Origin of the sequence: Pseudomonas sp. MF6394, from assembly GCF_002018845.1 — a bacterium.
In the GTDB taxonomy this organism is placed as follows: Bacteria; Pseudomonadota; Gammaproteobacteria; order Pseudomonadales; family Pseudomonadaceae; genus Aquipseudomonas; species Aquipseudomonas lactis.
Map to the genome: position 1 here is coordinate 111,085 of NZ_MVOJ01000017.1, position 14,008 is coordinate 125,092.

A 14,008-nucleotide genomic window follows, 5' to 3' on the forward strand; every position below is an offset into this window, starting at 1 on the left:
GTTATGCCGGGGGGGCGGTAACACATTGTCACAGCTATGCTACTCACCCGGCGTTACGCACCTTCGCCACGCGGGACCCGGTTGGCCGTCCCAGCACCTGGCTGATCTGTTGGCCGGCGCCAATCAGGCGTTCCAGGTCGATACCCGTGTCGATACCCAGGCCGTTGAGCAGGTACAGCACGTCCTCAGTGGCGACGTTACCGCTGGCGCCTTTGGCGTAAGGGCAGCCGCCCAGGCCGGCGATAGAGCTGTCGAACACCGTGATGCCTTCCAGCAGGCTGGCATAGATGTTGGCGATGGCCTGGCCGTAGGTGTCGTGGAAATGCCCGGCCAGCTTGTCCCGTGGCACGTGCGCGCCGACCACTTCGAACAGGCGTCGGGTAGCGCCCGCGGTGCCAGTGCCGATGGTGTCGCCCAGGGACACTTCATAGCAGCCCATGGCATACAACTCGCGGGCGACCGCCGCCACTTGCTCCGGGGCGATCTCGCCTTCATAGGGGCAACCCAGCACACAGGACACGTAACCGCGTACGCTCACGCCGTGCTGCTTGGCCGAGGCCATGATCGGCGCGAAGCGCTCCAGGCTTTCGCTGATCGAGCAATTGATATTGCGCTGGGAAAACGCCTCGGAGGCCGCCGCAAACACCGCGACTTCCTTGACCCCGGCCGCCAGCGCATCCTCGAAGCCGCGCAGGTTCGGTGCCAGGGCGCCATAGGTCACACCAGGCTTGCGCTGGATCTGTGCAAAGACTTCGGCGGAGCCGGCCATTTGCGGCACCCACTTGGGTGAGACAAAACTGCCGACTTCGATGTAGCTCAAACCGGCGGCGCTCAAGGCGTCTACCAGTTGGACCTTATCCGCCACGCTAATGGGCTGGGCTTCGTTCTGCAAACCGTCGCGCGGGCCGACTTCAACCAGGCGTACGTGGGAGGGGAGAGACATGGCAGTTACCTTCTGGTCAATGGCCGGCTTGGCTGATGGTCTGCGCCAGGGCCTGGGTGCAACGCTCTTCAGCGGTGTCCAGTTCCAGCTTCATCTGTTCGATATCCAGCAGTTGCTGTTCCAACTGCTCACGGCGTTCGGCAATCTTGGCCAGCATGCTGTTAAGTTGGATCTGATTGCCGCCGGTGGGGTCGTAGAGTTCGATCAACTCGCGGCATTCTGCCAGGGAGAAGCCGATGCGCTTGCCACGCAGGATCAGCTTGAGGCTGACCTTGTCGCGCCCCGAGTAAATGCGCTCCTGGCCCCGACGCTCCGGGGCCAGCAAGCCTTGTTCTTCATAGAAACGAATGGCGCGGGTGGTGATGTCGAGTTCGCGGGCGAGGTCGGAGATGCTGTAGGTGGTGCTCATGGCAGTGCTCAAGAAAGTCTTGGCGCTAAGCTAATTACAGGTTGACGTAAACGTCAAGGGCCGCTGCGCAGCCTATCGGAAGCAAGCCCTCTCCCACAGACATAGGTATCTACACAACTTCTGGGCTGTAGCAGCAGACGGTAACCACGATGCGAAGCGAGCCGCTCTTGATCTTGATCTGCTTGTGATCTTGATCTCAGGCGCCCCGTTAAACCACGCTGGCCGGAATTCGACAGGGATTTGGGGGGTAAACCGGCAGGGATGCCGGTTTAGCCGCCCCGCGCCATGGATGGCGCGTGGCGGCGGCCCCCCAAATCACTGGCGGATTACGGGCACACCGAGCCCAAGCGAGGTGCCGAGTGGTGGGGCAAGAGCGTTTTGCTTACTTTTGCGCTTTTCAAAAGTGAGCCGCTGTCAGAGCGGAACCCTAAGTGGCCGTTACCTAAATAACGGATATGTACCCAATCCAACTATGTGGACTGTCAGGCCGCCTTCGCGAGCAAGCCCGCTCCCACAGTTGGATCTTGCGGTGTCAGCTAGATTGGCGTCGGCTGGCAGGCCGTTATCGCAGGCAAGCCAGCTCCCACATTTGGATCACGGTGCTTCAGCTAGATCAGCGTCGGCTGGCAGGCCGTCACGGGAGCAAGCTCCCTCGCCACAGGTTCGGCGTCATACCGAAGTTGTGTAGATACCTATGCGCTCACAGGTGTAGCCCTTCAACTTCAAGCCTGTTGTTTATCCAACTTCTTTTCCTGGGCCGTCACCTGCTGGCACAACTCGATCATCTGTTCACGCATCCAGCGGTTCGCCGGGTCCTGGTCGGTGCTTTCGTGCCAGTACAAATGGGTTTCCACCGGCGGCACGTTGTTGACCGGCAGATGGAACCAGTGCAGTTCATGACGGCGGGCGAAACGCTCGGGCACGGTCATCACCATGTCAGTCTGTTGCAGCACCTGGGAGGCCATCAGGTAATGCTGGGAACGCAGGGCAATCTTGCGCTGGATGCCCATCTTGCCCAGGGCCAGGTCCACATAACCCAAGCCGTTGCGACGGCTGGAGATATGGATATGGGTCAGCGACAGGTAATCATCCAGCGTGAATTTGTCCTTGCCCGCCATCGGATGGCCCTTGCGCATGGCACACACGTAGCGGTCTTCCATCAGCTTGACGTGACGCACCTGCGGGTCGGTGTTGAGCGGCGCATCCACGGCAAAATCCAGGCGTCCGGCCGCGAGTTCCTTGGTGGTTTCGCGGCGTTTGGACAGGAAGCTCTCGATCACCACCGTCGGCGCCAGCCGACGCAGGCGCTGGAACAGCAGCGGCAGGATCACGGCTTCGGTCAGGTCGGTCATGCTGATGCGGTAGGTCTTGGCCGCCTGCTGCGGGTTGAAGATGCGGCTTTCCTGCACCGACACGCGCAGCAACGACAACGCATTGCGTACCGGGCCGATGATGTTCTGCGCCATCGGCGTAGGCACCATGCCTTGGGCAGTACGCACGAACAGCGGGTCGTTGAAGGTCTCGCGCAACCGCGCCAGGGCGTTGGACACCGCTGGCTGGGTGATACCGACAATCTGCCCGGCGCGGGTCAGGTTGGCTTCGGTGTAGATCGCATCGAAGACGATGAAGAGGTTGAGATCGACCTTGCTCAGATTCATTTCGTTGCGCTCTTATTGTTAGGTGCTCATACGCCGATCATATATCGGTGATGAATGTTAATACACGCCGAGAATAGGCTAGGTAAATTATCAGCGCTGTTCTAGCATCGAATGCATGACCTAAACAACCTCTCAGAGAAGGGAGCTGCTCATGGATTTCGCCTATTCGCCCAAGGTTCAGGAACTGCGTGAACGCGTCACTGCGTTCATGGACGCTTATGTCTATCCGGCCGAACCGGTGTTCGAACGCCAGGTCAGCGAAGGTGATCGCTGGCAGCCCACGGCGATCATGGAAGAACTCAAGGCCAAGGCGAAGGCCGAGGGTTTGTGGAACCTGTTCCTGCCGGAATCCGAGTTGGGTGCCGGCCTGAGCAACCTTGAATACGCACCGTTGGCGGAAATCATGGGCCGCTCGTTGCTGGGCCCGGAGCCATTCAACTGCTCCGCCCCGGACACCGGCAATATGGAAGTGCTGGTGCGCTACGCCAACGAAGAGCAGAAGCAGCGCTGGCTCGAACCCCTGCTGCGCGGCGAGATCCGCTCGGCCTTTGCCATGACCGAACCGGATGTGGCGTCCTCGGACGCCACCAACATGGCCGCCCGCGCCGAACGCCAGGGCGACGAGTGGGTGATCAACGGCAAGAAGTGGTGGACCTCCGGCGCCTGCGACCCGCGTTGCAAGATCCTGATCTTCATGGGCCTGAGCAACCCCGATGCACCGCGCCATCAGCAGCACTCGATGATCCTGGTGCCGGTCGATACCCCCGGCGTGAAAATCCTGCGGCCGCTGCCGGTATTCGGCTACGACGATGCGCCCCATGGCCATGCCGAAGTGCTGTTCGACAATGTGCGCGTACCCTATGAAAACGTGTTGCTGGGCGAGGGTCGTGGTTTCGAGATCGCCCAGGGCCGCCTTGGTCCAGGCCGCATCCACCACTGCATGCGTTCGATCGGCATGGCCGAACGCGCATTGGAGTTGATGTGCAAACGCTCGGTCAGCCGCACCGCGTTCGGCAAGCCCTTGGCGCGGTTGGGCGGCAATATCGACAAGATCGCTGACTCACGCATGGAAATTGACATGGCCCGCCTGTTGACCTTGAAGGCTGCGTACATGATGGACACCGTGGGCAACAAAGTGGCGAAAAGCGAAATCGCCCAGATCAAGGTGGTGGCGCCGAATGTGGCCTTGAAGGTTATCGACCGCGCGATCCAGATGCACGGCGGCGCCGGGGTCTCCAACGACTTCCCGCTGGCCTATATGTATGCCATGCAACGCACCCTGCGCCTGGCCGACGGCCCGGACGAAGTGCACCGCGCGGCGATTGGCAAGTTTGAGATCGGCAAGTATGTGCCGCGGGAATTGATGCGCGGCGGGCTGTAACACCGCGTCGCCTGTATTCGCGAGCAAGCCCGCTCCCACACTGGACCGCATTCTCATGGTGGAAATCGGCCAAGTGTGGGAGCGGGCTTGCTCGCGAAGAGGCCAGTGCCCACCACGCAAAACTCAAGCCTCAGTACACCCAAACCTCCACCCGCCGATTCTTGATCCGGCCCTCATCCGCCGTATTGGCCGCCACCGGCATCTGCGCGCCAAACCCGCGAATATCCTTGAGCACCACGCCGCTCTTGACCAGCTCCCGGCGCACTGCCATCGCCCGCAATTTCGACAACAAAGCTGCACGTTGTGGGTCATTCTTGGTGTCGCCAAACCCCACCAGCGTCACCTGTTTATCCAGCTTGCCGTGGCTTCTGATATAGGCCACCACCCGCTGCACATCCTGGCGCGCCTTGTTGTCGAGGCTGGCGCTGCCCTCGTCGAAGCGAAAATTCACTGTCAGGCGCTGAGCGTCACGGGCGATGGCCTGGTAGTCGTCGGGCATCGACGGGCGCGGCGCCACGCCAATCGCTTGCACCTGCTGGGCGATAAAGCCATTGGCGGCCACAATCGCCTGGCCCTGGCTGCCTTGGGTAAAGTCCACCAACGCCTTGGCCCACGGGTTGGGGGAAGAGGGCGGCAAGTAGAAGAGCAGTCGGCGTGACAGCGGGTAGTCTTCGGTGGCGATCAGGCTGGTCAGCGGCAACATGGGTTGGGAGTCGCCATCGACAATCGCCACCGCCTTGGCCTGGCGCACAGAGGGCAGGCCGATAAAGCCGATGCCTTGCGGGTCCTTGCTCACCGCATCGGACAGCTGTTCGCTGGATTCAAAGCGCTTGGCCGACGGCGCGAGGGGTTGGCCGCGGCGGCTCAGCACCAATTCCCGGAAGGTGTCGAAGGTGCCGGATTGATCATCCCGGGCATATAAATGAATGGCCCCGCCTGTACCGCCCAGTGCCTCCCAGGTGCTGACTTCGCCGTTGAAGATCTGCGCCAATTGTTCGGTGTTCAGGGTACTGAGCGGGTTACGCGGGTTGACGATAATTGCCAGGCCATCGATGGCGATCACATGCTCGGCGCCTGGGCTTTTCAAGTCACCTAAGGGGGCGAGGTCCACCAGCTCGTTGTCTTTGATCGGGCGGGACGCTGCGGCGAGGTCGGCGCGGTTGTTTTTCAGCGCCGTAAAGCCGGTGGTGGAACCGTGGGCCGCGACCTCGATGGTGACCGTCTGGCCTTGGCGTGTCTTGCCGACCACGCGCTGTTCATTAGCCCCCGCACCCGCTTCAGCGTGTACGTCCTGCAAGCCCTGATGCTCCATCAAACCCTTGACCAGCGCCGGGCCGAGTGCTGCGCCGATGGTGTTGGAGCCCTGGATGCGCAGGGCCGGGCCTTGGTCGGGAATGGGCAGAGGGGCCGCCACGGCGGGGAGGGCGATTGCAAAACACAGGAACAGAACGCGCAGCATCATGCCGGCACCTTCTCAAGCCAAAGGGAGTGCCGCAAGATTAAGTCAGTTGGATTGCAGCCATATGACCGACACAACACGGTTCAAGCTGTGGGAGCTGGCTTGCCTGCGATGGCGGCCTGGCAGCCGACACCTATCTACCTGACACCCCCGCGATCCAATTGTGGGAGCGGGCTTGCTCGCGAAAACGGCCTGGCAGGTAACACAGTTGGATGGTGTACATATCCATTGCTGCGGTAACGGCCGCTTAGGGTTCCGCCCTGACGGCGGCTCACTTTTGAAAAGCCGGAATGCCGGCCCAGGCAAAAGTAAGCAAAACGCTCTTGCCTCACCACTCGGCACCTCGCTTAGGCTCGGTGTGCCCGAACACAGGCTTGAATCCGTGGGCCGCCGCCACGCGCCATCCATGGCGCGGGGCGGCTAACCCGGCGTCCTGCCGGGTTACCCACGGATTCAAGCCTGCGTTCGGCCAGCGTGGTTTGACGGGGCGCCTGAGATCAAGATCACAAGCAGATCAAGATCAAGAGCGGCTCGCTTCGCATCGTGGTTACCGTTGGTTGCTACAGCCTGTAAGGTTGTGTTGATGCGTAAGGCAATCGCAGGCAAGCCAGCTCCCACATTGGGCCGTATTGTCAGCTCAGTTCCAGCCAGATCGGCGCATGGTCCGACGGCTTCTCCAACCCACGCAGCTCGTAATCCACCCCCGCATCCTTGACCCGTGGCACCAATCCAGTGGACGCCATTATCACGTCGATGCGCAGCCCGCGCTTGGGCTCGTCCTCAAAGCCACGGCTGCGGTAATCGAACCAGCTGAAACGGTCGGTCACGTCGGGGTTGAGGTGACGGAAGCTGTCCACCAGGCCCCAGTTCTTCAGGCGCTCCATCCACTCGCGCTCTTCCGGCAGGAAGCTGCACTTGCCGGTTTTCAGCCAGCGTTTGGCATTGTCGGCGCCGATGCCGATGTCGCAGTCTTGCGGGGAAATGTTCACGTCGCCCATCACCACCAGCGCCTGGTCGTTGCTGAACTGGGTTTCCAGCAGGTGCTGCAAGTCTGCATAGAAGCGCTGCTTGGCCGGGAACTTGGTCGGATGGTCGCGGCTTTCGCCCTGGGGGAAGTAGCCGTTCATGATGGTCACCGGCTGGCCATTTTCGTCGGCGAAGGTGCCCCAGATAAAACGGCGCTGGGCGTCTTCTTCATCGCTGGCAAAGCCTTTGTGCACACTCAACGCTTCTTTGCGCGAGAGCAGGGCCACGCCGTAGTGGCCTTTCTGCCCGTGGTAGTACACGTGGTAACCCAGGGCCTGCACTTCGGCCAAGGGGAACTGATCATCGTGGACCTTGGTTTCCTGCAGGCCGATCACGTCCGGTTGATGCTTTTCAATCAGCGCCGCCAACTGATGAGGGCGAGCACGCAGCCCGTTGATATTGAAGGAGACGATTTTCATGGTCGGCAGTCCAGTCTGGCAAAAGGGCGATGCTAGCCGACAAGTCGGACGGGGGCCAGCGTGGCGGTAGAGTGAATGCGCTGCTAATGTGGGAACGACTGGAGCTGTGCAGGTTCGTACCCATAAGAACGCCATGTTTGAGTGGCGCCCAGGGAGATTGATTGTTATGCCAGACACTTCGACGGCCACTGCCGAAATCCGCCTGCTCAATAGCGGTTACTCCCGCGAAGCGCGATCCCTGCTGTACCAGGCGTATCGCCATGAGCCGACCTTCGCTTACATCTTCGAAGCCGAGCGGTCGGGCTATGAGCAGCGAGTACGTGCCACTGTGCGCGAACTGGTCAAGCAGCACTTCTTTCAGAAACTCCCGGCCATCGGCCTGTTCGTCAATGACCGGCTGATCGGCATCGCCTTGATTGCACCGCCCCAGCGGCGCTTGGGCATCACCGAAAGCTGGGCCTGGCAAATCCGTATGTGGCTGAGCACCGGCGTGCGCGGTACGCGGCGTTACCTGGAATACCATCATGCCGTCATGGCGTGCCTGCCCACCGAGTCTGTGCATGTGTTGCCGCTGCTGGGCATTCACCCGCAGTTCCAGGGCAAGCACCATGGTGAGCAGTTGCTGGAAGCGGTACATAATTGGTGTGCCGACGACCCGCATTCATCCGGCGTGGTGCTCGACACCGGCAACTCTCGTTACCTGGATTTCTACAAGCGCCAGGGCTATGAGGAAATCGGCGAAGTCGCCGTAGGGCCGGTGCGCGAGCATGTGTTTTTCCATCCCAATCCCCAGGCGTTACATCCTGCAACGGCTTAGAACAGAATTATTCAGACTAATCCGGGTTCATAGTTCCTCCCTCGCTCGTGTAGCATCCGCGCCTATGAAGTTTCCAGGAAGATTTACCAGCGGCTTGATTCTGCTGTTCACAAGCTGCGGCGCATTGGCGCAAAGCGAACTGGACGTGCGGATCAAACCCTCAAACGACGCGCTGAAAGCCAACATCGAAGGCTATATCGGCGGGGTGGGCGATCGTGATGAAGAAGCCTTGCTGCGGTTCAGCCGTGGCGCCGAGGAGCAGGCGCGTAAAGCCGCGCAGGCCCTGGGCTACTATCAGCCACAGATCGCCAGCGATGTGAAAGGCGGCAAAAACCCGCGCCTGACCCTCACCATCGACCCCGGCGAACCGGTGCATTTGCGCAACGTGACTCTGCGGGTCGATGGCCCGGCTGCGAGCCTCAAGGCCTTTCGCGTGCCCGCCAGCGACGACCTCAAATCCGGCGCCGTGCTCAACCACGGCCATTACGAAGACGCCAAGCGCCTGATTCAGAACCAGGCCTCGCGCTACGGCTTTTTCAGCGGCCGCTTCACTAGCCAGAAACTTGCCGTGGACCCTCAAGCGGGCGTGGCCGACATCGAGCTCATTTACGACAGCGGCCCGCGCTACAGCATGGGCAAGGTCAGCTTTACCGGCGACACGCCCTTTGATGAAGAGCTGTTGCAGCGCATGGTGCCGTTCAAACCCGGCACGCCCTATGACTCCGAACTGGTCGCCGAACTCAACCAGAACCTGCAAGCCAGCGGTTTTTTTGAAGGCGTGCGCGTCGACGCCAGCCCCACCGCCGCCACCGATGACGTGATCCCGGTGGCGGTGCAACTGGACACCCGCAAGCCGCGTACCATGGGCCTGGGCCTGGGTTACTCCACCGACGTCGGCCCACGGGGCAAAGCCAACTGGACGCGCCATTGGGTCAACCCCCAGGGCCACAGTTATGGCTGGGAAGCCGAACTGTCGGCGCCGCGGCAGAACGTCGGGCTGTGGTACGACATCCCGCTCGACCCGCCGCTCACCGACAAACTGCGCTTTGCCGGCGGCTACCAGAATGAAGAGATCGCCAACACCGATACCTTGAGTAAGTTGCTCACCATCGGCCCCGAATGGCACAGCAAATTGCCCAGTGGCTGGACGCGGGTGATCTCCCTCAAGTACCAGCGCGAAGAATATCGCCTGGGCAATGACTCGGGCCTGAGTAACCTGCTGATGCCGGGCGTGAGTTATTCCTACCTGCGCAGTGACAACCGCATCGACCCGCACCATGGTTACCGGCTGATGTTCGACACCAAGGTCGCCAAGGAGGGCGCGGGGTCCGACACCAACCTGCTTTACGGCACAGCGACGGTCAAGGGCTTGACCACCTTGTGGGACAACCACCGCTTCCTGGGCCGTGCGCAGTTTGGTGGCAGTGCCACCAACGGCTACAAATCCGTGCCGCCTTCCTTGCGTTTCTTTGCCGGTGGCGACCAGAGCGTGCGCGGCTACGAGTACCAGACCCTGTCGCCCGAGAACGATCGCGGCGACCGCATCGGTGGCCGCTACATGGTGGCCTTGAGCGCCGAGTATCAATATTCCATCACCGATAAATGGCGTATCGCGACCTTTGTCGACCAGGGCAACTCTTTCAACAACCTGGACTTGCCCAGCCTGAAAACCGGTGTTGGCGTCGGCGTGCGCTGGGTGTCGCCGGTGGGGCCGATTCGCCTCGACCTGGCCCATGCCCTCGAAGATCCGGGCGGCGTTCGCTTGCACTTTTCCATGGGGCCTGAGCTGTGATGCGTGGTTTGAAAATAGCGGGGCTGGCGCTGGTCGCCATCCTCGCCTTGCTGTTAGTGGCGTTGTGGTCGGTGCTCGGCACCCAGGCGGGCAGTCGCTGGGCCCTGGGCCAGGTGCCAGGGTTGAGCGTGGAAAATTTCCAGGGGCGTCTGGGCGGGCAATGGAGCGCCGATCATTTGCTGTGGCAGCAGGACGGCAGCCGGGTCGAGCTGAATTCGCCGATATTTGACTGGTCGCCCGGCTGCCTGCTGCGCATGACCCTGTGCATCAACCGACTGGATGTGGAACAGGTCAGCCTGGAGTTCGCCCCCAGTGCTGAAGAGAGCGACAGCGGGCCGATTCAACTGCCCGACCTGAAGCTGCCGGTTGCCCTGCAGTTGGGCGATGTGCGCATTGGCAGCCTGCTGTTCAATGGCAGTGAAGAACTCAAGGGCCTGCAATTGGCCGCGCACTGGACCGCCGCCGGCTTGCAGATCGACTCGGTGCACCTGCAGCGCGACGATCTGGTGCTGGACCTCGCAGGCCTGCTGCAACCTACCGGCGATTGGCCGCTGAATGCCACCGGCAACCTGAGCTTGCCCTATGCCCCAGGCGGTGCCCCCTGGACGGTCGCGCTCAAGATCGACGGCGACCTGCTCAAAACCCTCAAGCTCGACGCCAACAGTAGCGGCTACCTGCCGGCCAAGCTCACTGGCGAGCTGCAACCCCTGGCGGAAAACCTGCCGGCGCAGGTGCACATCACCTCCGAGTCGTTCAAACCCAGCGCAGACCTGCCCGATACCCTGCAACTCAACCAACTGGACCTGAGCGCCAAAGGCGACCTGAGCAATGGCTACCAGTTGCTGGGCAAGGCCGTGCTACCGGCCGAAAAAGGCCCGGTGGATTTACTGCTCAAGGGCAAGGTTGACGCAAAGGGCGCGCAGATTGCCGGCCTGGACCTGACGGCCGGCGACAAGCAAAGCCTCAAGCTCAGTGCCAACCTGGACTGGCAACAAGGCTTCAGCGCTGACGCCAAGATCGACTGGCTGGATTTTCCCTGGCATCGCCTCTATCCGGTCATCGACGAACCGCAAGTGGCCTTGCGCACCTTCAACGGCGAAGTCTCCTATAAGGACGGCAACTATCTGGGCAATCTCAAGGCCGACCTCGACGGCCCGGCGGGCAAGTTCAATGTGGTCACGCCGTTCAGTGGCGACCTCAAGCAAGTCTTCCTGCCTGAGCTGAAGCTGAGCGCCGGCCAGGGCAAGGCCGAAGGCCACCTGAACCTGCAATTTGCCGACGGCATTGCCTGGGACACCGCCCTGGATCTGTCGGCGCTGAACCCGGCCTATTGGGTTGCGGAGCTGCCCGGCACCCTGGCCGGACCGCTGCGCAGCAAAGGCGAGTTCAAGAATGAACAGCTCAAGCTCAACGCCGACCTGGACCTCAAGGGTCGCCTGCGCGGCCAAACCGCCGTGCTCGCGGCCAAGGCCGAAGGCGCTGGCGAACAATGGACCCTCGCCAACCTGGACAGCCGCCTGGGCGACAACCGCATCAACGGCAGCGGCAGCCTGCAACAGCGCCTGGCCGGGCAGATCGACATCAAGCTGGCACGCCTGGCCCAGCTCTGGCCGCAACTGCGCGGGCAAGTCAACGGGCGTGTCGAGGTGGCCGGCACCTTGAAAGCCCCTCAAGGCAAGCTCGGCCTCAAGGGCCAGCAACTGGCCTTTGCCGACAACCGCCTGCAAAGCCTTAACCTGGATGCCAACCTCGATAGCGCCCAGCGCGCCAAGCTCGACCTCAAGGCCAACGGCATTCAAAGCGGCGAGACGCAAGTCGGCAACCTCACCGCCAGCGCCCAGGGCGATATCAAGAACCAGAAAGTCCAACTGGCCCTGACTGGCCCGCTGGTCAAACTGGCCCTGGCCCTGGACGGCAACCTCGACAAAGACAACTGGCGCGGGCGCCTGGCCAGCGGCGACGTGCAAGCCGGTGGCCAGGACTGGCGGCTGCAAGCCCCGGCGAAGATCGAACGCCTGGCTGATGGCAAGCTGACCTTCGGCGCGCACTGTTGGGTCTCCGGCGGCGCCAGCCTGTGTGGCGAAGACCAGCGCCTGATGCCCGAGCCGAAGCTGCGTTACCACCTCAAGCAATTCCCCCTCGACAGCCTCGCGGCGTTTTTGCCCAAAGACTTCGCCTGGCAGGGCAAGCTCAACGCCGATGTGCAACTCGACCTGCCCCAGAGCGGCCCAAAGGGTGTGGTCGCGGTGGACGCCAGTGGCGGCACCTTGCGCGTGCGCGACAAGGGCCAGTGGCTGGATTTCCCCTACGACACCCTGAAACTGGAAACCACCCTCAACCCCAAGCGCATCGACACCCAGCTGAATTTCCGTGGCGGCAAGCTCGGCGAGTTGTTGTTGCAGGCGCAGATCAACCCGCTGCCGAACAACAAACCGATCACTGGCACCTTCAGCCTCGCCGGCCTGGACCTTTCCGTCGCGCGGCCCTTTGTGCCGATGGTGGAAAAACTCACCGGCAAGCTCAACGGCAATGGCCGCATCTCCGGCGGCTTGCTTGCGCCTTTGGTCAACGGCAACCTGAACCTGGTGGGCGGCGAAGTCTCCGGGCCCGAACTGCCCATCAGCCTCGAAGGCCTGAACCTGCAGGCGCAGATCGCCGGCGAAAGCGTGCAGCTCAACGGCGCCTGGCACAGCGGCAAGGCCGGGCAGGGCAGCCTTACGGGCCAGATCGACTGGGGCCGCGCCCTGGTGGTCGACCTCAGCCTCAAAGGCTCGCAACTGCCGGTCACCGTGGAGCCCTACGCCAAGCTGGAAGTGGCCCCCGACCTGAAAATCAGCCTCAAGGACGACAAACTGGCGATTGCCGGCAAAGTCCACATTCCCCGTGGCGACATCACCGTGCGCGAACTGCCGCCTTCGACGGTCAAGGTCTCCGACGACACCGTGATCATCGGCAGCCAGACCGAAGAGGGCAAACCGCCGATGGCCATGGCGATGGATATCGACGTGGAAGTAGGCGAAGACCAGCTCAACTTCGCCGGCTTCGGCCTCACCGCCAAGGTCCAGGGCCATGTGCACATCGGCGACAACATGGACACCCGCGGCGAGCTGTGGCTCAACGACGGCCGCTACCGCGCCTACGGCCAGCGCCTCAACGTGCGTCGCGCACGGCTGCTGTTTGCCGGGCCGCTGGACCAGCCCTTCCTGGACATCGAAGCCGTGCGCGTGGTGGTCGAACCGTCCCGCACCGTGACCGCCGGTATACGCCTGAGCGGCAGCGCCGAACAGCCCACCACGCAGATCTTCTCCGAGCCGACCATGGCCCAGGAAGATGCGCTGTCGTACCTGGTACTGGGCCGTTCGCGCACCAACACCGGCGAAGACAACAACATGCTCGCCGAAGCCGCCCTGGGCCTGGGCTTGATGGGCAGCGCGGGGGTGACCACGGATATTGCCAATAAGCTGGGGATTCAGGATTTTGATCTTGACACCCAGGGTACGGGTAACAGCACCGCGGTGGTGGCCAGCGGCAAAATCAACGAGAAGCTCAGCCTGCGTTATGGGGTAGGGGTGTTCGAACCGGCTAACACCATTGCCTTGCGTTATTTGTTGAGCAAGAAGGTGTACCTTGAAGTGGCGACGGGTGTGGCCAGCTCTCTGGATATCTTTTACAAGCGCGATTTCTGACCGGTACGCTGTAAAAAAATGTGGGAGGGGGATTGCCCGCGAAGGCGGCGTGTCAGTCACTGAATCTGTAACTGAACCACCGCCATCGCAGGCAAGCCAGCTCCCACACTGGTTATGGATTGCCCAAAGAATCAGCGCCGGGCACAGATCCCTGTGGGAGCGGGCTTGCCCGCGAAGGCGGCGTGTCAGTCACTGAATCTGTAACTGAACCACCGCTATCGCAGGCAAGCCAGCTCCCACACTGGTTATGGATTGCCCACAGAATCAGCGCCGGGCACCGATCCCTGTGGGAGCGGGCTTGCCCGCGAAGGCGGCGTGTCAGTCACCGAACCTGCAACTGAACCACCGCCATCGCAGGCAAGCCAGCTCCCACACTGGTTATGGAATACCCACAGAATCAGCGCCGGGCACAGATCCC

General features: G+C 61.9%; 9 protein-coding genes. 4 read left to right on the plus strand and 5 right to left on the minus strand.

What is annotated here, in order from left to right:
* Window positions 1-43: 43 nt before the first annotated feature.
* From MF6394_RS18595 to MF6394_RS18605, 3 genes are all read right to left on the minus strand, one after another.
* Complete coding sequence (locus MF6394_RS18595; RefSeq protein WP_044274655.1) at window positions 44-943, minus strand: hydroxymethylglutaryl-CoA lyase; 900 nt, start codon at window positions 941-943, stop codon at window positions 44-46.
* Between the two features lie 16 nt (window positions 944-959).
* A complete protein-coding gene (locus MF6394_RS18600) occupies window positions 960-1,352 on the minus strand; it encodes a MerR family transcriptional regulator (RefSeq protein ID WP_032896584.1) in 393 nt (130 codons plus the stop codon).
* Between the two features lie 722 nt (window positions 1,353-2,074).
* A complete protein-coding gene (locus tag MF6394_RS18605) occupies window positions 2,075-3,010 on the minus strand; it encodes a LysR family transcriptional regulator (protein WP_032896586.1) in 936 nt (311 codons plus the stop codon).
* 151 nt (window positions 3,011-3,161) lie between these two features.
* Here MF6394_RS18605 and MF6394_RS18610 point away from each other — a divergent pair, with 151 nt between their 5' ends.
* Complete coding sequence (locus MF6394_RS18610) at window positions 3,162-4,391, plus strand: acyl-CoA dehydrogenase (protein WP_078467243.1); 1,230 nt, start codon at window positions 3,162-3,164, stop codon at window positions 4,389-4,391.
* Between the two features lie 130 nt (window positions 4,392-4,521).
* Here the strand turns inward: MF6394_RS18610 and MF6394_RS18615 are convergent, their stop codons facing one another.
* A complete protein-coding gene (locus tag MF6394_RS18615) occupies window positions 4,522-5,853 on the minus strand; it encodes a substrate-binding domain-containing protein (RefSeq protein WP_069558145.1) in 1,332 nt (443 codons plus the stop codon).
* A 629-nt stretch (window positions 5,854-6,482) separates the two neighbouring features.
* Entirely contained in the window at window positions 6,483-7,295 is an 813-nt protein-coding gene (gene xthA / locus MF6394_RS18625; RefSeq protein WP_044274028.1) for an exodeoxyribonuclease III, read from the minus strand.
* Between the two features lie 166 nt (window positions 7,296-7,461).
* Between xthA and MF6394_RS18630 the strand changes: the two genes are divergently transcribed.
* The 3 genes from MF6394_RS18630 to MF6394_RS18640 all read left to right on the plus strand — a co-directional run bounded on the left by MF6394_RS18630 (window position 7,462) and on the right by MF6394_RS18640 (window position 13,590).
* Entirely contained in the window at window positions 7,462-8,112 is a 651-nt protein-coding gene (locus tag MF6394_RS18630) for a GNAT family N-acetyltransferase (protein WP_044274026.1), read from the plus strand.
* A 64-nt stretch (window positions 8,113-8,176) separates the two neighbouring features.
* A complete protein-coding gene (locus tag MF6394_RS18635; protein ID WP_044274025.1) occupies window positions 8,177-9,904 on the plus strand; it encodes an autotransporter assembly complex protein TamA in 1,728 nt (575 codons plus the stop codon).
* Window positions 9,904-13,590 (plus strand): translocation/assembly module TamB domain-containing protein, encoded by a 3,687-nt coding sequence (locus tag MF6394_RS18640; RefSeq protein WP_177345147.1) that lies wholly within the window; start codon window positions 9,904-9,906, stop codon window positions 13,588-13,590. Before MF6394_RS18635 ends, MF6394_RS18640 begins: the two co-directional genes overlap by 1 nt.
* Window positions 13,591-14,008 lie beyond the last annotated feature (418 nt).

Bases quoted from the DNA above. Each gene is read 5' to 3' on its own strand.
- MF6394_RS18640 (WP_177345147.1), top strand. From the start codon at position 9,904: ATGCGTGGTTTGAAAATAGCGGGGCTGGCGCTGGTCGCCATCCTCGCC.
- xthA (WP_044274028.1), bottom strand. From the start codon at position 7,295: ATGAAAATCGTCTCCTTCAATATCAACGGGCTGCGTGCTCGCCCTCAT.
- MF6394_RS18615 (WP_069558145.1), bottom strand. From the start codon at position 5,853: ATGATGCTGCGCGTTCTGTTCCTGTGTTTTGCAATCGCCCTCCCCGCC.
- MF6394_RS18595 (WP_044274655.1), bottom strand. From the start codon at position 943: ATGTCTCTCCCCTCCCACGTACGCCTGGTTGAAGTCGGCCCGCGCGAC.
- MF6394_RS18630 (WP_044274026.1), top strand. From the start codon at position 7,462: ATGCCAGACACTTCGACGGCCACTGCCGAAATCCGCCTGCTCAATAGC.
- MF6394_RS18635 (WP_044274025.1), top strand. From the start codon at position 8,177: ATGAAGTTTCCAGGAAGATTTACCAGCGGCTTGATTCTGCTGTTCACA.
- MF6394_RS18610 (WP_078467243.1), top strand. From the start codon at position 3,162: ATGGATTTCGCCTATTCGCCCAAGGTTCAGGAACTGCGTGAACGCGTC.
- MF6394_RS18605 (WP_032896586.1), bottom strand. From the start codon at position 3,010: ATGAATCTGAGCAAGGTCGATCTCAACCTCTTCATCGTCTTCGATGCG.
- MF6394_RS18600 (WP_032896584.1), bottom strand. From the start codon at position 1,352: ATGAGCACCACCTACAGCATCTCCGACCTCGCCCGCGAACTCGACATC.